The following is a 19405-nucleotide window of genomic DNA, read 5'->3' on the forward strand; positions in this document are numbered from 1 at the left end:
TCAGATCTTCTGCGCCAGGGACACGGTAAAGATGCCCCACTCATCCACACGCTGGGTGATCTTGCGGAAACCGGCGGCCTCCACCAGTTGATCCATCTCCGCCTGGCTGCGTCGACGCATCACCCAGGCCTGGCCCTGGCGGTGGCTGGTCAACGCGCGGGCGATCAGTTCCAACTGTGGGTGCCACGGTTGGCCGGTGTAGACCAGATAACCGCCGGGCTCCACCGCTTCGGCCAGGCCGGCCAGTGAGCCGCCGACCATGGCGTTATCGGCAAACAATTCATACAACCCGGACACCACCGCCAGGGTCGGCTTGGGCTCCAACGCGGCCAGATCCAGGCGGTCGAACGCATCGCCTTTGACGAACTGCGCGATATCGCCCAGGCCCTTCTCGCGAATCAACGCGCCACCGTCGCGCACGTTGATGTCGCTGTAGTCGCGCAGCAGGATCGATTCCGGCAGCGGCGACACGCCCTGCAAGGCTTCGAGAATGTAGCGGCCGTGGCCGGCGGCAATATCCACGATGCGCACTTCGCGAGCATCGGCGCGCAACTTGGCCATGGCCAGGCGCAGCAGCTCCTCGACGTTCAACTTGCGCTGACGAATGCCGCGCCAGCCAATGGAGTTGAGGTAGTTGGTGTCGATCATCCGGCCCAGCCCGCCCTTGCCGGTGGGTTGGTTGCGGTACACGTAGTCCAGGGTGCTGCCGGAGTCGAAGCCGGTGTCGAAGCCCAGCTTTACGCCTTCCGACAGGTTCTTGCCCAGGCCCATGCTGGCGCGGGTCATGCGCCAGTACAGGTCGCGCAGGGAGTTGCGCGGCAGCGGCGCGGCGAGGGCTTCGGATTCGGCGCAGGTGGCGCCCAATTTGTCGGCATCGAGCAGCGAGGCGCGGTCCAGCGGGTATTCGAAGTTCTGCAGGATAAAGCGCCTGGCGCTGTTCACGGCCGTGGCTCGGTCGCGTTCGCCCAGGGTGTCATGGAAAAACCCGGGCAGGACATGCAGTTCTTTTTTCAGGCTGCCCAGGCGGTCGAAAAACTGCTGCTGGGGTTTGCGGTGCACCACGAAGTCGGAGCCGGAGACCAGCAGTTGAGTCGGCACCTGGATCGCCTGGGCGTCGGCGACCACTCGGTCGGCGGCTTCGTACAGGCCCAGTAGCACATTCACCGAAATAGCCTTGGTGATCAGCGGGTCAGTGTCGTAGGACGCCACGCGTTCCGGGTCGTGGCTGAGGAACTTGGCCTTGACGTAACTGTTGACGAAAAAATTGCCGCGCAACTTGCGCATCAACGCCAGCCCCGGCCGGGCGAACGGTACGTAGAGCTTCACCTTGAACGCCGGGGAAGCGAGCACCAGCGCGCGGATCCTGGGCGCGTAATCATGCACCCAAGTCGCGGCAATCACCGCGCCGACGCTTTGGGCGATGACGGCGAGGTTCTCTTCCTCGATGTGATACGTGGCGCCGATGTGATTGCAGAAGGTCTGCACATCGCGCGCGCTGGTGGCGAAGCTCGGGCTGTCACCGCGCTCGCCGGGGGACTGGCCATGGCCGCGTGCATCCCAGGCGAAGAAGTCGAATTGCGGCAGGTTCAGCTCATCCACCAGATGGGCGATACGCCCCGAATGCTCATGGCCGCGATGGAACAGCACAATTGCCTTGCGCACCTGGCCATCCGCGGGAGCGGTGGCCGGCCAGTGCCGGTAGAAAAGCTCAACGCCATCATGGGTACCGAAGGTGTGCTCTTGCTGTGTGCGCATCGCAAAATCCTTATGCAGAAGGGGAAGTTTCTGGTTGTTCTTTGAGGCCTTGGCGTACGCGATTGACCAGGGTGTAGGCGAGCAGGGCGGCCACCAGCCACATCACCGCGTCGACCCAAGCCGCGCCGAGCCAGCCCAGCGCCACGCCGGTGGCCAGCACGCCCAATACAAACGCCCGATCGCTCTTGCCCATCGGCCCGTCATAGCGGCGCGACGCGCCCACCATTGGCCCCAGCACGCCGGCGTATTCGCTGAACACCGCCAGCAGCGCCACCAGCAGCACTGGCGCCAGGCTCACGCCGGGGATCAGCGCGAAGGGCAGGATCAGTGCGCTGTCGGCGATCACGTCGCACAGCTCATTGAGGTAGGCGCCCAGGCGCGACTGCTGACCGAATTCCCGCGCGAGCATGCCGTCGATGGCGTTGAGGGCCATGCGCAGGATCATCCACAGCGGGATCAGCGCAAACAGCCACAGGTGTTGGGCAAAGCTGGCAATCAGCAGGCCGACCAGCAGCGAAACCACGCCGGCCAGCACGGTGATCTGGTTGGCGGTGGTGCCGTTGTCGTAGAGGCGCTGCACGAGCGGGCGCAGCAAGTTCTGAAAACGCGGCTTGAGCTGGTAGATCGAAATCATGAGGGGTAACGCATCCTTGTCCGTGGACCCGCGAAAAAGTGTCTGGAGTGTGCCGATTAATCGCGGCCCGCACCAGTGATGGCGCGTGTTTATGGGGGTTTAGTCACGGTCTGGAGCTCAATGATGTACTCCTGTGGGAGCGGGCTTGCTCGCGAATGCGGTCTGTCAGTGGGCACAGAGGTGACTGACCCACCGCTTTCGCGAGCAAGCCCGCTCCCACAGGGGGTTAGGGTTGTATTTCGAAAGCGGTGTTTAACGAACAAAAATTTCACGCTCCGTGTTATATCGTAACGAATTATGTACGAGCGGACGTTGAGTGGATGCAAGTGGATCTGGAAGCTGACGGCGCTTCGGTGGAAGGCCTCCCGCGTTTTCAACAGGGTGTGTTCCATGCCCGTCGCCTGCGCCAGGCCGGTATTGGCCTGACGGGTTTGGCCGTCGCCGGTTGGGTACTGGCACTGTTTGTCGCGCTGTTTGCGCCGCTGTCGATCTGGCCGGTGGTGTTGATCAACTGTGCGTCGGCGTTGTTGCTGCTGGTGGCCGGGTTGCAATCGGCGTGGTGGGTGGCCGATTGGCGCGCCCAGGCGTTGGAAGAGCACACCGTTGAAGCGCTGGCTGAAGAAACGGGTTGGTACGCGCGCCTTGTCGCGCGCTTCGTCAGTCAGATTGGCACGCCGGTGTTATGGCTGTGCGGCTGGTCGCTGCTGGCGCTGGTCAGCGTTATTGAATTCTGGAACCTGGCGCTGCCCGCAGTCCCGGTCGGGCAATCGGCAAGCATCGGTGCCGCGCTGGCGTTGGCCTTGGCGTTTGGCCTGTTGGTATTTGAACGTCGGCTGGCCCAGGAAACCGTCGCGCAGTGGCCTGAAGCCTCGCAACTGGCGCAACTGAACCGGGTAGCGATTATCTGCCTGCTGATCAGTGCAATTTGCCTGCTGTTTGCCGGGGCTGAGTCCGTCTGGCCGTTACGGTTGGCCGTGTTGATCGGCCTGCTGCCGGCGCTGGTCGCGCTGGAGTTTCTGCTAAGGGCGGTGCTGTCACTGTTCAGCCCCCGTCAGCCCCGCCTCGAGCCGCGCCTGATGGCGCACAGTTTTATCGCGGGTTTGCTGCGTTGGCCGCCCCAACCGTTGATCGCGTTACAACACGAATTGCACAACCGCTTCGGCATCGACCTGCGTCAGATCTGGGCGTTTACCTACATGCGCAGGGCGTTTTTCCCGGTGCTGCTTGTAGTGCTGGCGGTAGGCTGGGCACTCACTGGCGTGCACGAAGTGCCCCTGCAAGGCCGTGGTATTTACGAGCGCTTCGGTAAACCGGTGCAGGTCTTCGGCCCTGGCTTGCATGCCGGGCTGCCCTGGCCGCTGGGCCGCGTGATCAGTGTCGAAAACGGCGTGGTGCACGAGCTGGCCACCAGCGTCAGTGAAGCCGCCACGCCAGAACTGGCGCCCGCCGAAGGGCCGGCTCCGCTGATCGCCAATCGGTTATGGGACGCCAGCCATGTCAATGATAAATCCCAAGTGATCGCCAGCAGCAGCGGTGACAAGCAGAGCTTCCAGATCGTGAATATGGATGTGCGTTTCGTCTACCGCATTGGCCTCACCGACCAGGCCGCGCTCGCCGCCACCTATAACAGCGCGGATGTACCGAAGCTGATTCGCAGCACCGCCAGCCGCATCCTGTTGCATGACTTTGCCTCACGCACCCTCGATGAATTGCTCGGCGAGCAACGCACCCTCCTGGCCGACGAAATCGGCCGCGCCGTGCAAGCGGACCTGCAAAAGCTCGACAGCGGCGTGGAAATCCTCGCCACGGTCGTCGAGGCGATCCACCCGCCGTCCGGTGCCGCCAACGCCTACCACGGCGTGCAGGCCGCACAGATCGGCGCCCAGGCCTTGATCTCCCGCGAGCGCGGCGCCGCCAGCGAGCAAACCAACCAGGCCTTGCTGCTGGCCAGCACCGCCCGCGACCAGGCCCGGGCCACCGCGCGTGAAGTGAACGCGGGCGCCCAAGCTGCCGGCCTGCGTTTTGCCGCCGAACAAAAGGCCTACGCCACGGCCGGCCAGGCGTTCGTGCTCGAACACTACCTCGGCCAACTCAGCCAGGGCCTGGCCCACGCCAAGCTGCTTATTCTGGATCACCGCCTGGGCGCCGATGGCGCGCCGACGATCGATCTGCGTTCTTTTACCTTACCGGCCGACCCTTCGGCGCCGCGTAAAGCCGTTCAATAAGGAGTCTGTCTGTTGAGCGCTCATTCCCACGATCATCATCACGGCCATCACCACCATCATCACGGCGATGAGCAGGCGGCGGGCCCGTTTCCCTGGCGGCGCATGGCCTGGGCGTTGTTGCTGGTGCTGTTTGCGGTAGCCGCCGCCAGCCTGGTGCAGGTGCGCTCCGGCGAGGCCACCGTGATTACCCGCTTCGGCAACCCGTCGCGCGTGCTGCTGGAGCCGGGCCTGGGCTGGCGCTGGCCGGCGCCGTTCGAAGCGGCGATTCCGGTGGACCTGCGCCTGCGCACCACGTCCAGCGGCTTGCAGGATGTGGGCACCCGCGATGGCCTGCGGATTATCGTGCAGGCCTATGTGGCGTGGCAGGTGCAGGGCGATGCCGACAATGTGCAGCGCTTCATGCGCGCGGTACAGAACCAGCCGGATGAAGCGGCGCGGCAGATTCGCACCTTTGTCGGTTCGGCGCTGGAAACCACGGCGGCTAGCTTCGACCTGTCGAGCCTGATCAACACCGACGCCAGCCAGGTGCGCATTGCCGATTTTGAAGCGCAATTGCGCCAGCAGATTGATCAACAATTGCTCACCACGTATGGCGTGCGTGTGGCCCAGGTGGGGATCGAACGGCTGACCCTGCCGTCGGTGACGCTCACCGCCACGGTCGACCGCATGCGCGCCGAACGGGAAACCATCGCCACCGAACGCACCGCCGTGGGCAAGCGCGAGGCGGCGCAGATCCGTTCCGCCGCCGAGCGCGATGCGCGCATTGTGCAAGCCGATGCCACGGTGAAAGCCGCCGATATCGAAGCGCAATCGCGGGTTGAAGCGGCGCAGATTTATGGCCGGGCCTACGCCGGTAATCCGCAGCTGTATAACCTGCTGCGTTCCCTCGACACCTTGGGCACCGTAGTCACGCCGGGCACCAAGATCATCTTGCGCACCGACGCTGCACCGTTCCGTGCATTGGTGGACGGGCCGAAGGATGTCCAGCAATGACCGAGCGTGACAGCCCGGACAGCCCGTGGATCCAGGCCGGGCGCCTGACATTCATGGCGCTGTACGCGGTGACGGTGCTGGCGGCGTTGGCCTGGGCGTTTTCCAATGTGCGCCAGATCGACCCGCAGAACCGCGCCGTAGTGTTGCACTTCGGCGCCCTCGACCGTATCCAGAATGCCGGGTTGTTGCTGGCCTGGCCGCAGCCGTTCGAACAGGTGGTGCTGTTGCCGGCTGCCGACCGGGTGATCGAGCGTCGGGTGGAGAACCTGCTGCGCTCCGACGCGGCGATCCAGGCCGACCGCGTGGCCAGCTTCGCCACGCCGTTGAGTGATGCGCTGGCCGGTTCCGGTTACCTGCTGACCGGCGATGCCGGTGTTGTGCAGCTGGATGTGCGGGTGTTCTACAAAGTCACCGAGCCTTACGCCTTTGTGTTGCAGGGCGCGCATGTGCTGCCGGCCCTGGACCGCTTGGTGACGCGCAGCGCCGTGGCGCTGACGGCGGCGCGCGACCTGGACACGATCCTGGTGGCGCGCCCCGAGCTGATCGGCACCGACAACGGCGCCGCCGAACGCCGTGAGCGGCTGCGCGGTGACTTGGTGCAAGGCATCAATAAACGCCTCACCGAACTGGCGTCCACGGGCCTGGGGTTGGGCATCGCCGTCACCCGCGTCGACGTGCAATCGAGCCTGCCGGGCCCGGCGGTGAATGCTTTCAATGCGGTCCTCACCGCCAGCCAGCAAGCCGATAAGGCGGTGGCCAACGCGCGTACCGACGCTGAAAAGCTCACCCAGAATGCGGCCCAACAGGCCGATCGCCTGGTGCAAGTGGCGCACGCCCAGGCCAGCGAACGCCTGGCCAATGCCCAGGCGCAAACCGCGACCGTCGCCAGCCTGGCCCAGGTGAAAGACCCAGGTCTGCTGCTGCGCCTGTACCGCGAGCGCCTGCCGAAGATTCTCGGCCAGGCCGGTTCCGTGACCACGGTCGATCCGAAAGACGACGCCCGCTTGATCATCCAGGGAGCCGAACAATGAGCGCACCCATGCTGACCTCTGCCGAGCAGCGCAGCGCTGCCCGGCAATTGACCCTGGCCATGCTGGCCTTGGGCTTGCTGGTACTGGGCCTGGTGTGGCGCTGGCTGGCGCCGGACCAGAGCGGTGTCAGCCAGTTGCTGCTGGGCGTGGCGTCCCTGCTGGTGGCCGTGCCGGTGATGCGTTCGGCCTGGTACAGCCTGCGGTTCCCCAGCTTGCATGGCATTACCGACCAACTCATCGCCCTGGCCATGCTCGGTGCCTGGGCCACCGGCGATCTGCTGACGGCGGCGTTGCTGCCGATCATCATGATCTTCGGCCACGTGCTGGAAGAGCGCAGCGTGATCGGCTCCCAAGAGGCGATCCATGCCCTGGGCAAGCTGACCCGCAGCCATGCGCGGTTGGTGCAGGCTGACGGCAGCATCGTGGAAGTGGACAACGGCACGCTGAAAACGGGCGACGTGGTGGAAGTGCGCGCGGGCGACCGAGTGCCGGCCGATGGTGTGGTGCTGTCGGGCCAGGCGAGCCTGGATACGGCGCCGATTACCGGTGAGTCGGTGCCGTTGGAAGCCAGCGTCGGCGTGCAGGTGTTTGGCGGCGCGATCAACCTCGACGGCGTGTTGCGTCTTGAGGTGACCCGCACCGGCAATGAATCCACCCTGGGCAAAGTCATTGCGCTGATGCAGAACGCCGAGCGCTCCAAACCGCCGATCACACGGCTGCTGGAACGTTATGCCGGCAGCTATATGGTGCTGGTGTTGTTGCTGGCGGCGGTCACTTGGTTTGCGACCAATGACGCCCAGGCGATGCTTGCCGTGCTGGTGGCGGCGTGTCCCTGCGCGTTGGTGTTGTCGGCGCCGGCCACGGCGATCGCCGGTATCGCGGTGGCGGCGCGGCACGGGATTCTGATTCGCAGCTCGGCGTTTCTGGAGGAGTTGGCAGACCTGACCTCCTTGGTGGTCGACAAGACCGGCACCCTGACCTTTGGCACCTTGCGTCTGCAATCCCTCGAAACCGCTGAGCCGGATCGGCAAACCGTCTTGAACCTGGCGGCCAGCCTGGGCTCGGCCAGCAGCCATCCGGTCAGCCGGGCGCTGGCGGTGCTGGCGACGCAGGAACACAGGCTGGCGCTGACCGATATCCGCGAGCGCCAAGGCCTTGGCGTAGTGGCGCAAACCGATCAGGGCGAAGCGGCGCTGGGCCGGCCAGAGCTATTCGAGCAATTGGGTATCGTCACTACAGCCGTACCGATTCACGATGGCCCCATCGCCGGGCTGGCGCTGAACGGGCAATTCCTGGCCTGGCTGCTGCTGGCCGATAGCGTCAAACCGGAAGCCCGCCAAGCCTTGCAAGAGCTGCGTGACCTGGGCCTGGGTCGCCAACTGCTGCTGACCGGCGACCGTCAAAGTGTGGCCGACAGCCTCGCGCTGGAGGTGGGCATCAGCGACGTCCAAGCCCAGGCGTTGCCGGAGGACAAGCTCAACCGCGTCCTGAGTGAAATCGGCAGCGGCTTTCGCCCGATGGTGGTGGGCGACGGCATCAACGATTCCCTGGCGCTCAAGGCCGGAGTGGTCGGGGTGGCCATGGGCGCGGGCGGGGCGGATATCGCCCTGGCGTCGGCGGATGTGGTGCTGATCGGCAGCGACCTGCGGCGCCTGGGCACGTGCGTGCGCTTGAGCCGCCAGTGCCGGCAGACGTTGCAGGTCAACGTGATCATCGGCCTGGGTTGGACCTTGGCCATCGTCGTGTTTGCCGCGTTTGGCTGGCTTGGGGCGGCAGGCGCGATGATTGCGGCGGTGCTGCATAACCTCAGTACCTTGCTGGTACTGGGCAATGCCGGGCGTTTGCTGCGCTTCCAGGAGCCGCTGTTGAAGCTTGAAGACTGATTTTCCGTTTTTTTGGAGAGGGCTGTAACGCCCGCAGTGCACCTCACTCTAGTGGTGTGTCGAGACTGAGCAATCCGTTCAGGCCGACCTACCTACTGATCGATGAGGACTACACAATGAACATCAAGAACGCCGTTTCCGGTGCTGCCCTGGCTATCGCTGCCGCCACGATGTTTGCCGGTGTCGCCACCCAGGCACAGGCCGCCGACGCTACCGTTCATTGCTACGGTGTGACTTCCTGCAAAGGCATGAACGACTGCAAGACCGCTGAAAACGCCTGCAAGGGCCAGGCTGTCTGCAAGGGCCACGGTTTCAAGGCCATGACCAAGGCGGCCTGCGACGCTGCCGGCGGCAAAGTCGGCGAGTAATCGCAAAACCGGGTGCACCGCAGCGGGTCTCCAAGCCGCTGCGGACACTTTTCCAGGAGTCCTTGATGGCCACGTCTCTTCCCTTCCTGGGTTACGGCCTGGGTTTACGCAACGAATATTACGAGCAGATTCTTGAGCAATCACCGCCGGTGGATTGGTTCGAAGTGATCTCCGAGAATTATCTGGTCCAGGGCGGCAAAGCCTTGTACTACCTGGATGCGATTGCCGAACGCTATCCCCTGGTGATGCATGGCGTGTCCCTGTCCATCGGCGGCCCCCACGCCCTCGATACCGAGTACCTCAAGCACATCAAGCAGCTTGCCGAGCGTATCCAGCCCGCGTGGATTTCGGATCACCTGTGCTGGAGCCGCGGCAGTGCCCACCAGTTGCATGACTTGCTGCCACTGCCGTACACCGAAGAAAGCCTCTACCACGTGGCCGCCCGCGTGCGCCAAGTGCAGGACGTGTTGCAACGCCCCCTGGTGCTGGAAAACGTCTCCAGTTATGTGCGCTCCAGGGCGGACGAATTTACCGAGTGGGAATTCCTCAATGCCTTGGCTCACCTGTCGGGGTGCCAGTTGTTGCTGGACGTCAACAACGTGTATGTGAGCTCGCGCAACCATGGGTTCGACGCGTGGACCTTTATCCGCAACCTGCCGCCGGGGAGCATCCGCCAGCTGCATCTGGCGGGGCATATGGACTATGGCGACTATGTGGTCGATACCCATGACCATCCTGTCTGTGATCCGGTTTGGGCGCTCTATCAACAGACGCTTGAGCACCTGGGGCCTGTCTCGACGCTGCTGGAACGGGACGATCATTTCCCGCCTTTCGAGGACCTGCTTGCCGAGTTGAGCAAAGCCCGCCAATTGGGCGCGATGGCCCTGGCCAGGAGACAGTCATGCGCCTGACCGATTGGCAGTTGGCCTTTGAAGACTACCTTTCAGCCCAAAAGCCGAACGCCAGCAGTGGCTTCGCCGCCACCTTGCTGGGCGGCCCGACGCTGGATGTGGACATGGGCCTGGCGATTTACCACAACGCCTATCTCTCGCGGCTGCAGGACGTTTTGCGGCATGACTTCAGCGCGGTTCTTTACTGGCTGGGCGACGATGAATTCGCGGCGCTGACCGCGGCCTATGTGCGCCGTTACCCATCGGCCCATTACAGCCTGCGTTGGCTGGGCGAGCGTTTTCCCACATTTATCCTCGAGCACCTGGTGGCGGAGCAAAGTGCGCCGCTGGCGGAACTGGCGCGGTTGGAGTGGGCGTTTACCCTGGCGTTTGATGCGCCGCCGGGCGAACTACTGACGCTCAACGACATGGCATTGTTGCCTCCCCAAGCTTGGCCGGTGTTGCAGGTGAGCCTGGCGCCGTCGGTGCAACGGGTGCCCTGCCATTTCAACAGCGTTGCGCTCTGGCGTGCCAGCAAGGACGAGTCCGGATTCCCTGGGAGCCAGGCCTTGGACTCGGCGCAGACTTGCCTGGTATGGCGCCATCAGCGTGTGTGCCATTACCGCAGCCTGGAACCCGCCGAGGCCAGCGCTCTGGCGGGGATGGCGACCACCGGCTGGAACTTTGCCGAACTGTGCGCCGAGTTGGCAGTCACTTACGCAGAGGGTGCGCCATTGCAGGCGGTCACGTGGCTGAAACAGTGGATTCAGGAAGGCCTGCTCGAGCGCCGAGCTGCATAGAAGAGGGCTATCAAATCGATAGCCTCCTACTTTGTCTGCGGATGGTCTACCCTCATTCAGACGTCTGAAACAAGGGGGGGACTACTCATGCTCGCGCAACTTCCACCGGCCTTACAGAATCTTCAGCTACCACTGCGTCTTCGACTCTGGGACGGCCATGAATTCAACCTGGGCCCCGAGCCCATTGTGACCATCGTGGTGAAGGACCCCACGGTCGTGACCAGGCTGACCCATCCAACGCTCGACTCGCTGGGCGAAGCCTTCGTCGAGGGCAAGCTGGAGCTGGAAGGCTCTATCTCCGAAGTGATCCGCGTATGTGATGAATTGAGTCACGCCTTGGTCGAAGACGACGAGGGCAGCCGCCCGGTACGCTCGCTCCACGATAAGGCCACCGACGCAGCGGCCATTTCCTATCACTACGACTTGTCCAACGAGTTCTACCAGCTGTGGCTGGACCAGGACATGGCGTACTCCTGCGGTTATTTCGAAACTGGCAGCGAATCCATCGACCAGGCCCAACAAGACAAATTTCGCCATCTGTGCCGCAAATTGCGGTTGCAGCCGGGCGAGTATCTGCTCGACGTCGGCTGTGGCTGGGGTGGGTTGGCGCGTTTTGCCGCGCGGGAATTCGGGGTGAAAGTGTTCGGTATCACCCTGAGCAAGGAACAGCTGGCACTGGCCCGGGAACGGGTTAAAGCTGAAGGCCTGGAAGACCAGGTGGACCTGCAGTTGCTCGACTACCGCGACCTGCCGCAAGACGGCCGTTTCGACAAAGTGGTCAGCGTGGGCATGTTCGAGCACGTCGGCCACGCCAACCTGGCGCAGTACTGCCAGACCCTGTTCGGCGCGGTGCGCGAAGGCGGCCTGGTGATGAACCATGGCATTACCGCCAAGCACACCGACGGCCGCCCTGTAGGCCGTGGCGCCGGTGAATTCATCGAGCGTTATGTGTTCCCCAATGGCGAGCTGCCGCACCTGGCAATGATGACCGCTGAAATCAGCGAAGTCGGGCTGGAAGTGGTTGACGTCGAAAGCCTGCGCCTGCACTACGCACGCACCCTGGACCATTGGAGCGAGCGTCTGGAAGACAACCTGGACGCGGCAGCGAAAATGGTGCCGCAGCAGGCATTGCGGATCTGGCGCCTGTACCTGGCCGGGTGCGCCTATGCGTTTGCGCGTGGCTGGATCAACCTGCACCAGATTCTGGCGGTGAAGCCCCATGCCGATGGCAGCCATGAACTGCCGTGGACGCGGGAGGATATCTATCGCTGAGCCGCTATGTCGAAAACACTGAAGGACAACCTGTGGGAGCGGGCTTGCTCGCGAATGCGTAGTGTCAGTCAGCACATCTGACACAGATACACCGTATTCGCGAGCAAGCCCGCTCCCACATTGGTTTTGTGTTGATTGTCAGAGAATCGGTGAAATAAGCCGCGCCACTCGCATGCCCAGTTGCTGAAGGCGGCGGGTCTCGCGGCTTTCTTTATGGCTGACTTCATGGGCGTGCGCGAAGTCGTCCAGCAGCATCTGCTCCACCTCTTTGGCGAAGGCGACATCGACCGTCAACAACATCACTTCGAAATTCAGCCGGAACGAACGGTTGTCCATGTTCGCGCTGCCGATGGCGCTGATTTCGCTGTCCACCAGCACCACCTTCTGATGCAGAAAGCCCGGCGTATAGCGGAACACCCGCACGCCAGCCCGCACCGCTTCGATGGCGTAAAGGCTGGAGGCGGCGTAGACGATGCGGTGGTCCGGGCGCGACGGCAGCAGCAGGCGCACATCGACGCCGCGCAGGACCGCCAGGCGCAGCGCGGCGAATACGGCTTCGTCAGGGATGAAATACGGGCTGGTGATCCATACGCGTTCGGTCGCCGCGTGAATGGCTTCGACGAAAAACAGCGAGCACGTTTCATACGGGTCGGCCGGGCCGCTGGCAAGCAACTGGCAGAGCACGCCGTCCTCGGGGTAGGCGTCCGGCAGGATCAGCGGCGGCAACTCGCGCGCGGCCCAGAACCAGTCTTCGGCAAACGACTCCTGCAAGCACGCCACCACAGGGCCGGCGACCTGCACGTGGGTATCGCGCCATGGCGCCAGTGGCGGCTTTTTGCCCAGGTATTCATCGCCGACGTTATGCCCGCCGACAAACCCGGTGATGCCATCCACCACCACGATCTTGCGGTGGTTGCGGAAGTTGACCTGGAAGCGATTGAGCCAGCCGCTGCGGGTGGCAAATGCCTTGATATGCACGCCGGCTTCACGTAACGACTGCACATAGCGATGGGGCAGGGCGTGGCTGCCGATACGGTCGTACAGCACGTAGATGGCGACGCCTTGGGCGGCTTTTTCCTTCAGCAGGGCGTGCAGTTGCCGGCCGAGTTCGTCGTCATGAATGATAAAGAACTGGAAGAGTACGGCGGTCCTGGCGCTGCGAATGGCGCCGAAGATCGCGCTGAAGGTGGCCTCGCCGTTGATCAACAGGCGCACTTCATTGTTCGCCAGGCACGGCATGCGGCCCAGTTTGGGCATGGCACGCAGGGAGGCGTAGGCGTTGGAGTTTCGCGCGGCGAGCGCTTCCTCGACCCACGGGCGCCAGTTCAATGCGGTGATCGCCTTGTGCATCTCCTGATTGGCCTGGCGACGCGCCTGGATGTAGGCGTCGAACGTGCTGCGGCCGAAGATCAAGTAGGGGATTAGGGTGAGGTAAGGCATGAACATCAGTGACAAGGCCCAGGCGATCGAGCCTTGGGCGGTCCTGACGGTCAGCACCGCGTGAATCGCGGCGAGGGTCCCCAGAAAGTGCAGCGTGGCGATGAAGTAGGCGAGCAGGTGCGGGCCAAAGAAATCCATGGACGACGGTACTCCAGGCAATCCAGTGCCTAACAGACCATGTCTGGTGAGGAATGTCGCTATTTTATTTGCCGTGCAACACTGGCGCCTTTGCAGCGTCTAACGCCCAACAATTACCCAGGAGTTACCCGATGAATGCTCGTCTGCTGTCTTTAGCCATGGTTATTGGTTTGTCGCTGCCGGTGGCGGCGCAGGCGCAGATGCTGGCGCCGGGCTTGTGGGAATTGACCACCAGTAATATGAAAGTCGATAACCAGGACCTACCGGACCTGTCGCTGATCCTCGGTCAGCTCAAGCAACAAATGACCCCCGAACAGCGCGCCATGCTGGAAAAACAAGGCATCACCATGGCCGGTAAAGGCGTGCAGGTGTGCCTCACCCCGGCGCAGGTCGCCTCGGATTCTATCCCCCTGACCGACCCGCAATCGGGCTGCAAACAGGAGGTCACCGACAAGACCGGCAATCAATGGAAATTCCGCTTCAGTTGCCCCAAAGCCCAGGGCACCGGCGTCGCTACATTCCAGAGCCAAAAGGAATTCACCACCACCGTCAACGGCACCTTCAATGCCACCGGCATCCAGCAGAAGGGCAGCCTGGACACCCACGCCCAATGGCTGGGCAACGATTGCGGTACGGTCAAGCCGCGCGCTTAACGCAGGAAATGCAGGGGCAGGCCCTGGCAACTGTCGACCACCTGGCCGTTGTGCCAAGCCAGGTGGCCGGAGACCAGCGTGGTGCTGACGCTATGGCGAAAGCTGCGCTCGGCGAAAGGCGTCCAGCCGCAGCGGGCGAGGATCGCTTCGCCGCTGACCGGTTTGCCTGCGGGCTCCGCTTTGATCAACACCAGATCGGCCCAATAACCTTCGCGTAGATAACCCCGATCGGGGATGGCGAACAGGTCAGCCACACGGTGACTGGTTTTCGCCACCAGGGTGGTCAACGGCAGCAGCCCGTCGGCGACTAATTCCAGCAGCGCCGGCAGGGCGTGTTGCACCAGGGGCAAGCCCGAGGGCGCCTCACGATACCCCTTCTGTTTTTGCGCCCAGGTATGAGGCGCATGGTCCGTGCCAATCACATCCAGACGATCACCCAGCAAGGCCAGGCGCAGCGCGTCGCGGTCGGCGCGGGTCTTGATCGCCGGGTTGCATTTGATCTGGTGGCCGAGGCGGTGGTAGTCGCGGTCATCGAACAACAAGTGATGCACGCAGACTTCCGCGGTGATGCGTTTTTGCGCCAGTGGCTTGTCCTCGAACAGGCTCAATTCTCGCGCGCTGGTGAGGTGCAGCACGTGCAGACGTGTGCCGTGGCGCTTGGCCAATTCCACCGCGAGGGACGACGAGCGATAGCACGCCTCGGCATCGCGGATCAGTGGGTGTGCCACGGCGGGAATGTGCTCGCCGAAGCGCTCGCGCAGGCGCAGTTCGTTGGCCTGGATGCTCGGCGTGTGTTCGCAGTGGGCCAGCAGAATGGTCGGGACTTGCGCGAACAGGCGCTCCAGGATGCGCGGGTCGTCCACCAGCAAGTTGCCGGTGGAGGCGCCCATGAACACTTTGACCCCGGCCACCTCTCGCGGGTCGAGCGCGGCGACGGTGTCGAGGTTGTCGTTGCTCACGCCGAAGTGAAAACCATAGTTGGCCACCGAATGCAGGGCGGCGCGGCGTTTTTTATCGGCCAGGGCTTCCAGGGTCAGCGTGGCCGGCTGGGTGTTGGGCATGTCCATGAAACTGGTGATGCCACCGGCCACCGCCGCGCGCGATTCGCTGTAGAAACTGCCTTTGTCCGGCGCGCCAGGGTCGCGAAAGTGCACCTGGTCGTCGATCATGCCCGGCAGCAGCCATTGGCCCTGGGCGTCGATAGCGACGGGCGCAGCGCAGCCTTCGATGCTGCCGGCAATCTTCTCGATGCGACCGTGGGCGATCAGTACATCGGCGTCGAATTCCTGGCCTTCATTCACCAGACGGGCGTTGCGGATCAGCAGGCGGCTCATGATTCAAAACTCGTTTTGCAGGGCTTTGTAGCCGCGCACCAGATCGACGTTGGTGCGTGCCACGTCTTCAGAAAACTCCGAGGCGCTGACGCTCACGGGCGGGAATTGCGACAGGTCGGTGTTGGGCCCGATGCGGGTGGTGGAGGGCACATAGAACGCGGCGGGCAAGTCGCGCCCGTCGACCACCGAGTTATGGCGCACCACGCAGCCGTCGCCCACTACGCAGTTGAACAGCACGCTGTTGAAGCCAATGAACACGCGGTCGCCGACGCTGCATGGCCCGTGGACAATGGAACGGTGGGCGATGGAGGTGAACTCTCCGATCGCCACCGCCGCGCCGGATTTGGAGTGGATGACCACGCCGTCCTGGATGTTGGAGTTGGCGCCGATGGTGATCGGGTCCATGGCGCCGCTGGCATTGACTTCGTCGGCGCGGATCACCGCGTAGGGGCCGACAAAAACATTCTCGCCGATGATCACTTTGCCGCAGATGATCGCAGTCTTGTCGACGTAGGCCGACTCGGCAATCACCGGCAGATCGCCGGAGGGGTTCTTGCGGATCATGGCTTGGCCAACGCTGCGCACAAGGTATTGAGGTTGTATTCGAACAAGCCGGTGAAAGTGCTGGCCGGGCCTTCTGCGGCGAGGGCGTCCGAGTAGAGCGTGCCGCCGATCTGCGCGCCGCTTTCGTCAGCGATCTGCTTGAGCAGGCGCGAGTCCTTGATGTTTTCCATGAACACGGCTTTGACTTTGTCTTTGCGGATCTGCGTGATCAGCTCGGCCACTTCGGCGGCGGACGGCTCACGTTCGGTGGACAGGCCTTGGGGCGCGAGAAACTCGATGCCATAGGCCTGGCCCAGGTAACCAAAGGCGTCATGGGAGGTGACGATGCGACGATTGCCGGGTGGCAATGCAGCGAACTTGGTCTTGGCTTCGGCGAGCAGGCGGTAGATCTGTTTCAGGTAAGTCTGGCTGTTGTGCTGGTAGTCGGCGGTGTTGGCCGGGTCGGCAGCGATCAACGCCTTGGTGATGTTGTTGACGTAGATTTGCGCGTTGGCCAGGTTATGCCAGGCGTGCGGGTCGGGAATGGCCTCGCCGTCTTCATCCATGGTGTGGGAGATCACGCCTTTGCTGGCGGTGACCACGGTGGCTTTGGTTTCGGTGCTGGCCACCAGGCGATCCAGCCAGGGCTCGAAACCCAGGCCGTTCTTGATGATCACGTTGGCCTTGAGCAGGGCTTTGGCGTCGTCCGGCGTTGGCTCGTAGGTGTGGGCGTCGGCATCGGGACCGACCATGTTGCTGATCTGGATGTGATCGCCACCGATCTGGTGAGTGATGTCATCAAGAATACTGAAGCTGGTGACCACCTGGAGCTTGTCTGCGGCCTGAGCCGTCGATAAAGACAGGACGAGACTGAACAGCACGAGTAGAGCGCGCATCGGGAAACACCTCATTGGGATGTAAGCAAGGGCGGGCGGCGCAGCAAGCCATGCACCGGACCGAAGACCACGGACAGCAGATACCCGGCGCCAGCCACCAGCACGATGGCCGGGCCGCTGGGCAACGAGTAGTAGAACGACAGCAACAAACCCAGCCACACCGACAGGCATCCCAGCACCGCCGATACCGCGATCAACACCGGCAGGCGTCGGCTCCAGAAGCGTGAAGCGATGGCCGGCAACATCATCAACCCCACCACCATCAAGGCGCCGATCGCTTGGAAGCCGATCACCAGGTTCAGCACCACCAGCGTCAGGAACAGCCCATGGGCTAACGGGCCGAGTCGGCTGACGGTTCGCAGGAACAGGGGGTCGAGTGTGTCCAGCAGCAGCGGTTTGTAGATCGCGGCCATGACGATCAGGCTGAACCCGCACACCCAGAGCATACCGGTGAGGGTGGCTTCGTCCACGGCCAGGGCGGAGCCGAACAACAGATGCAGCAGGTCCAGGCGTTTGCCGGCGATGCCGAGGATCAGCACGCCAGCGGCGAGGGAGATGGGGTAAATGGCCGCCAGGCTGGCGTCTTCGCGCAGCCCGGTGCGGCGGGTGATCCAGGCCGACAGGCCGGCCATGCTCAAACCGGCGCCGAGGCCGCCAATGGTCAGCGCGGGCAAACTCAGGCCGGCGAACCAGAACCCCAGGGCGGCGCCGGGCAGGATGCCATGGGCCACGGCGTCACCGATCAGGCTCATGCGCCGCAGGATCAGAAACACGCCCAGCGGCGCGGTGCTGCAGGCGAGTACCAGGCCGCCGATCAACGCGCGGCGCATGAAGACGAAGTCGAGGAAGGGCATCCACAGTTGGGCGGCGAAGTGCATCAGGCTACCTGCATCTGAGGTTGCGGGCGGATCAGCGCTTTGCTCGGGCCGAATACGCAGCCGGTGCTTTTGATCTGTACCACGTGCTGCGTGTGGTGGCGCACGGATGCGAGGTCATGGCAGACAACGACCACTGTGCGGCCCTGCGCATGCCAGGCGTGAATGTGTTGCCAGCACAGCGCCTGGCCTTCTTCGTCGAGGGCGGCGTGAGGCTCGTCGAGCAGCAGCACCGGCGTTTCGGCCAGGCTCATGCGGGCCAGCAGGGCGCGTTGCAATTGGCCACCGGACAACGCCATTAATGGGCGCTGTTCCAGACCGACGAGGCACCAGTCCTCCAGCACCGCTTCAAGGCGCCGGGCGCGTTGCGGCGGGCTGAGTTGAGTGCCCCAGAAACCGGCGGCGACCAGCTCTTGCAGGCTGATGGGGAATTGGCGATCCAGGTGTTGCTGCTGCGGCAGGAACGACAGGCCGCCACGGCGTGGAACATCGACGCTGACATGGCCGGTCAGGGGTTTTTGCAGGCCGGCGATGACCTTGAGCAGGCTACTTTTGCCCGTGCCGTTGGCGCCGATTACGCCGGTGAGGCTGCCTTGTTCCAGCTTGAGATCGATCGGTGGTGTCAGCGGTTGGCCGGGGGCGCCCCAGCGCAAAGCGGTGCAGGTGATCATGCGGGGTTTCTCGTCCAGCGGCTTTCAGCCACGGCATCGTGCGCGTGCAGGCTTTCGGCGTGGATCACTTTCAGGTGGAAGGCTTTGATGGCATCCGAGCGTTTCAAGGCGAGGTTGAGGCGGCGGGCGGCGTCTTCGCAGAACATCAGGTTCTGACCGTTGGCCAGGGCGAAGGCTTGTTCGTCCGCGCGTTTTACGGCGGTTTGAACGGCCGTGCCGAGGGCGGCTTCGACGTTATCGATCAATTCTGTAAGCGGCAGGCGCTCGCCTTGCAATTGGATATGCAGCTGCGCGCTGCTGCGCTGGCTGTGGGGCGTGGCGACGATGCCGCCAGCGCTGCCGAGCCAGGTCAACACGTCTTCATGCTGCAACGGCATGTTGGCGAAATCATCGATAAATTGCTGTTGAATCAATTGCCGGGCTAGCGCAGCGGAGCAGGGGCAGGTTGAGGAGTAGGTAACGTCAATTTTTAGTTCCACGTGGAACATCTGGTTTTCAAGGCGCGCTTCGACGCTCACCGGGTAGCTTTTCCAGCCAGCCAACGGACTGACCAACGCCGCACGTCTGAGCAGCAGGTCGGTGTGAATCCGCAGGTACGCGTTCTTAGATAAACCTTCATGACTGTCGAGAAAACGCTGCAGTACATTACGTAGAAGTGCAGGCGTAAGCGGCTGTTGGTCGAGCAGCTCCAGTGCCAGGTACAGGCGTGACATATGAATGCCACGGGCGGTGCCATCGTCCAGGCTCACGCCGGCATCGGCGGTGGCAGCCAGGCGCTGGCCATCAATCAGGATCGGCAGGGCGATGCCGCACATGCCAACCCAATCCAGTGGCAAGGCTTGGCGTGAAGCCTGCGCGGCGATATCCGGCAGAGTCAGCGCATTCATAGGCAGGTCCATCGTTGGCAATAATTAGACATGTTATAGTATAACAATACGGTCGACGATGAATATTCTGCTCCAGCCTTTTTTCAGTCATGTCGAGTAGGGAAGCTCCTTCACTTG

Annotated in this window: 18 protein-coding genes; 9 read left to right on the top strand and 9 right to left on the bottom strand. The window is 63.1% G+C overall.

Translation table 11 applies throughout. The features are described from left to right. On the bottom strand, positions 1 to 1755 hold the full coding sequence (locus H0Z09_RS00675; RefSeq protein WP_186686006.1) for a bifunctional alpha/beta hydrolase/class I SAM-dependent methyltransferase: 1755 nt from the start codon (positions 1753 to 1755) through the stop codon (positions 1 to 3). A gap of 10 nt (positions 1756 to 1765) precedes the next feature. Continuing rightward, complete coding sequence (locus H0Z09_RS00680) at positions 1766 to 2389, bottom strand: CDP-alcohol phosphatidyltransferase family protein (protein ID WP_186686009.1); 624 nt, start codon at positions 2387 to 2389, stop codon at positions 1766 to 1768. Between the two features lie 320 nt (positions 2390 to 2709). Between H0Z09_RS00680 and H0Z09_RS00685 the strand changes: the two genes are divergently transcribed. The 8 genes from H0Z09_RS00685 to cfaB all read left to right on the top strand — a co-directional run bounded on the left by H0Z09_RS00685 (position 2710) and on the right by cfaB (position 11851). Next, positions 2710 to 4614 carry a protease modulator HflK gene (locus H0Z09_RS00685; RefSeq protein ID WP_186686011.1) on the top strand — a complete coding sequence of 635 codons (1905 nt, stop codon included), beginning with the start codon at positions 2710 to 2712 and terminating at the stop codon, positions 4612 to 4614. A gap of 12 nt (positions 4615 to 4626) precedes the next feature. After that, positions 4627 to 5607 (top strand): protease modulator HflC, encoded by a 981-nt coding sequence (locus tag H0Z09_RS00690; protein WP_186686013.1) that lies wholly within the window; start codon positions 4627 to 4629, stop codon positions 5605 to 5607. Next, the gene (locus H0Z09_RS00695; RefSeq protein ID WP_186686016.1) at positions 5604 to 6638 is read left to right on the top strand and encodes a protease modulator HflK; all 1035 of its coding nucleotides are present in this window, start codon (positions 5604 to 5606) and stop codon (positions 6636 to 6638) included. Before H0Z09_RS00690 ends, H0Z09_RS00695 begins: the two co-directional genes overlap by 4 nt. Further along, positions 6635 to 8521 (top strand): cation-translocating P-type ATPase, encoded by a 1887-nt coding sequence (locus H0Z09_RS00700; RefSeq protein ID WP_186686019.1) that lies wholly within the window; start codon positions 6635 to 6637, stop codon positions 8519 to 8521. Before H0Z09_RS00695 ends, H0Z09_RS00700 begins: the two co-directional genes overlap by 4 nt. Before the next feature lie 116 nt (positions 8522 to 8637). Further along, on the top strand, positions 8638 to 8889 hold the full coding sequence (locus H0Z09_RS00705) for a hypothetical protein (RefSeq protein WP_071490868.1): 252 nt from the start codon (positions 8638 to 8640) through the stop codon (positions 8887 to 8889). Between the two features lie 65 nt (positions 8890 to 8954). Then, positions 8955 to 9800 (top strand): DUF692 domain-containing protein, encoded by an 846-nt coding sequence (locus H0Z09_RS00710; RefSeq protein ID WP_186686022.1) that lies wholly within the window; start codon positions 8955 to 8957, stop codon positions 9798 to 9800. Then, positions 9791 to 10579, top strand: coding sequence for a DNA-binding domain-containing protein (locus tag H0Z09_RS00715; protein ID WP_186686035.1), 789 nt, complete (start codon positions 9791 to 9793; stop codon positions 10577 to 10579). Before H0Z09_RS00710 ends, H0Z09_RS00715 begins: the two co-directional genes overlap by 10 nt. Before the next feature lie 87 nt (positions 10580 to 10666). Beyond that, positions 10667 to 11851: a C17 cyclopropane fatty acid synthase CfaB gene (cfaB, locus tag H0Z09_RS00720; RefSeq protein ID WP_186686037.1), complete on the top strand. Its 1185-nt coding sequence runs from the start codon at positions 10667 to 10669 to the stop codon at positions 11849 to 11851. A gap of 138 nt (positions 11852 to 11989) precedes the next feature. Here the strand turns inward: cfaB and cls are convergent, their stop codons facing one another. Next, positions 11990 to 13429 (bottom strand): cardiolipin synthase, encoded by a 1440-nt coding sequence (gene cls / locus H0Z09_RS00725; RefSeq protein ID WP_186686038.1) that lies wholly within the window; start codon positions 13427 to 13429, stop codon positions 11990 to 11992. A 131-nt stretch (positions 13430 to 13560) separates the two neighbouring features. Here cls and H0Z09_RS00730 point away from each other — a divergent pair, with 131 nt between their 5' ends. Beyond that, the gene (locus H0Z09_RS00730; protein ID WP_076952131.1) at positions 13561 to 14082 is read left to right on the top strand and encodes a DUF3617 domain-containing protein; all 522 of its coding nucleotides are present in this window, start codon (positions 13561 to 13563) and stop codon (positions 14080 to 14082) included. On the opposite strand, the gene H0Z09_RS00735 is transcribed toward H0Z09_RS00730, so the two are convergent. From H0Z09_RS00735 to folE2, 6 genes are read right to left on the bottom strand one after another with little or no spacing between them, the layout of a single operon-like run. Then, positions 14079 to 15416 (bottom strand): dihydroorotase, encoded by a 1338-nt coding sequence (locus H0Z09_RS00735; RefSeq protein ID WP_186686039.1) that lies wholly within the window; start codon positions 15414 to 15416, stop codon positions 14079 to 14081. The two genes, H0Z09_RS00730 and H0Z09_RS00735, sit on opposite strands and share 4 nt — an antisense overlap. A 3-nt stretch (positions 15417 to 15419) precedes the next feature. Beyond that, positions 15420 to 15980: a DapH/DapD/GlmU-related protein gene (locus H0Z09_RS00740; RefSeq protein WP_186686041.1), complete on the bottom strand. Its 561-nt coding sequence runs from the start codon at positions 15978 to 15980 to the stop codon at positions 15420 to 15422. Next, positions 15977 to 16855, bottom strand: a complete 879-nt coding sequence (locus tag H0Z09_RS00745; protein WP_186686043.1) for a metal ABC transporter substrate-binding protein — start codon at positions 16853 to 16855, stop codon at positions 15977 to 15979. Before H0Z09_RS00745 ends, H0Z09_RS00740 begins: the two co-directional genes overlap by 4 nt. A gap of 11 nt (positions 16856 to 16866) precedes the next feature. Further along, positions 16867 to 17733 carry a metal ABC transporter permease gene (locus H0Z09_RS00750; protein ID WP_186686046.1) on the bottom strand — a complete coding sequence of 289 codons (867 nt, stop codon included), beginning with the start codon at positions 17731 to 17733 and terminating at the stop codon, positions 16867 to 16869. After that, positions 17733 to 18401 carry an ATP-binding cassette domain-containing protein gene (locus tag H0Z09_RS00755; RefSeq protein ID WP_186686058.1) on the bottom strand — a complete coding sequence of 223 codons (669 nt, stop codon included), beginning with the start codon at positions 18399 to 18401 and terminating at the stop codon, positions 17733 to 17735. Before H0Z09_RS00755 ends, H0Z09_RS00750 begins: the two co-directional genes overlap by 1 nt. Then, the gene (gene folE2 / locus H0Z09_RS00760) at positions 18398 to 19288 is read right to left on the bottom strand and encodes a GTP cyclohydrolase FolE2 (protein WP_186686060.1); all 891 of its coding nucleotides are present in this window, start codon (positions 19286 to 19288) and stop codon (positions 18398 to 18400) included. The genes H0Z09_RS00755 and folE2 overlap by 4 nt, the downstream gene beginning before the upstream one ends. Positions 19289 to 19405: the final 117 nt, after the last annotated feature.

Source organism: Pseudomonas sp. SWRI18 (genome assembly GCF_014268345.1).
In the GTDB taxonomy this organism is placed as follows: Bacteria; Pseudomonadota; Gammaproteobacteria; order Pseudomonadales; family Pseudomonadaceae; genus Aquipseudomonas; species Aquipseudomonas cedrina.

Excerpts from the sequence above, each read along its gene's own strand:
- H0Z09_RS00675 (WP_186686006.1), bottom strand. The coding sequence starts at position 1,755 with ATGCGCACACAGCAAGAGCACACCTTCGGTACCCATGATGGCGTTGAG.
- H0Z09_RS00680 (WP_186686009.1), bottom strand. The coding sequence starts at position 2,389 with ATGATTTCGATCTACCAGCTCAAGCCGCGTTTTCAGAACTTGCTGCGC.
- H0Z09_RS00685 (WP_186686011.1), top strand. The coding sequence starts at position 2,710 with ATGCAAGTGGATCTGGAAGCTGACGGCGCTTCGGTGGAAGGCCTCCCG.
- H0Z09_RS00695 (WP_186686016.1), top strand. The coding sequence starts at position 5,604 with ATGACCGAGCGTGACAGCCCGGACAGCCCGTGGATCCAGGCCGGGCGC.
- H0Z09_RS00700 (WP_186686019.1), top strand. The coding sequence starts at position 6,635 with ATGAGCGCACCCATGCTGACCTCTGCCGAGCAGCGCAGCGCTGCCCGG.
- H0Z09_RS00705 (WP_071490868.1), top strand. The coding sequence starts at position 8,638 with ATGAACATCAAGAACGCCGTTTCCGGTGCTGCCCTGGCTATCGCTGCC.
- H0Z09_RS00710 (WP_186686022.1), top strand. The coding sequence starts at position 8,955 with ATGGCCACGTCTCTTCCCTTCCTGGGTTACGGCCTGGGTTTACGCAAC.
- H0Z09_RS00715 (WP_186686035.1), top strand. The coding sequence starts at position 9,791 with ATGCGCCTGACCGATTGGCAGTTGGCCTTTGAAGACTACCTTTCAGCC.
- cfaB (WP_186686037.1), top strand. The coding sequence starts at position 10,667 with ATGCTCGCGCAACTTCCACCGGCCTTACAGAATCTTCAGCTACCACTG.
- cls (WP_186686038.1), bottom strand. The coding sequence starts at position 13,429 with ATGGATTTCTTTGGCCCGCACCTGCTCGCCTACTTCATCGCCACGCTG.
- H0Z09_RS00730 (WP_076952131.1), top strand. The coding sequence starts at position 13,561 with ATGAATGCTCGTCTGCTGTCTTTAGCCATGGTTATTGGTTTGTCGCTG.
- H0Z09_RS00735 (WP_186686039.1), bottom strand. The coding sequence starts at position 15,416 with ATGAGCCGCCTGCTGATCCGCAACGCCCGTCTGGTGAATGAAGGCCAG.
- H0Z09_RS00740 (WP_186686041.1), bottom strand. The coding sequence starts at position 15,980 with ATGATCCGCAAGAACCCCTCCGGCGATCTGCCGGTGATTGCCGAGTCG.
- H0Z09_RS00745 (WP_186686043.1), bottom strand. The coding sequence starts at position 16,855 with ATGCGCGCTCTACTCGTGCTGTTCAGTCTCGTCCTGTCTTTATCGACG.
- H0Z09_RS00750 (WP_186686046.1), bottom strand. The coding sequence starts at position 17,733 with ATGCACTTCGCCGCCCAACTGTGGATGCCCTTCCTCGACTTCGTCTTC.
- H0Z09_RS00755 (WP_186686058.1), bottom strand. The coding sequence starts at position 18,401 with ATGATCACCTGCACCGCTTTGCGCTGGGGCGCCCCCGGCCAACCGCTG.
- folE2 (WP_186686060.1), bottom strand. The coding sequence starts at position 19,288 with ATGAATGCGCTGACTCTGCCGGATATCGCCGCGCAGGCTTCACGCCAA.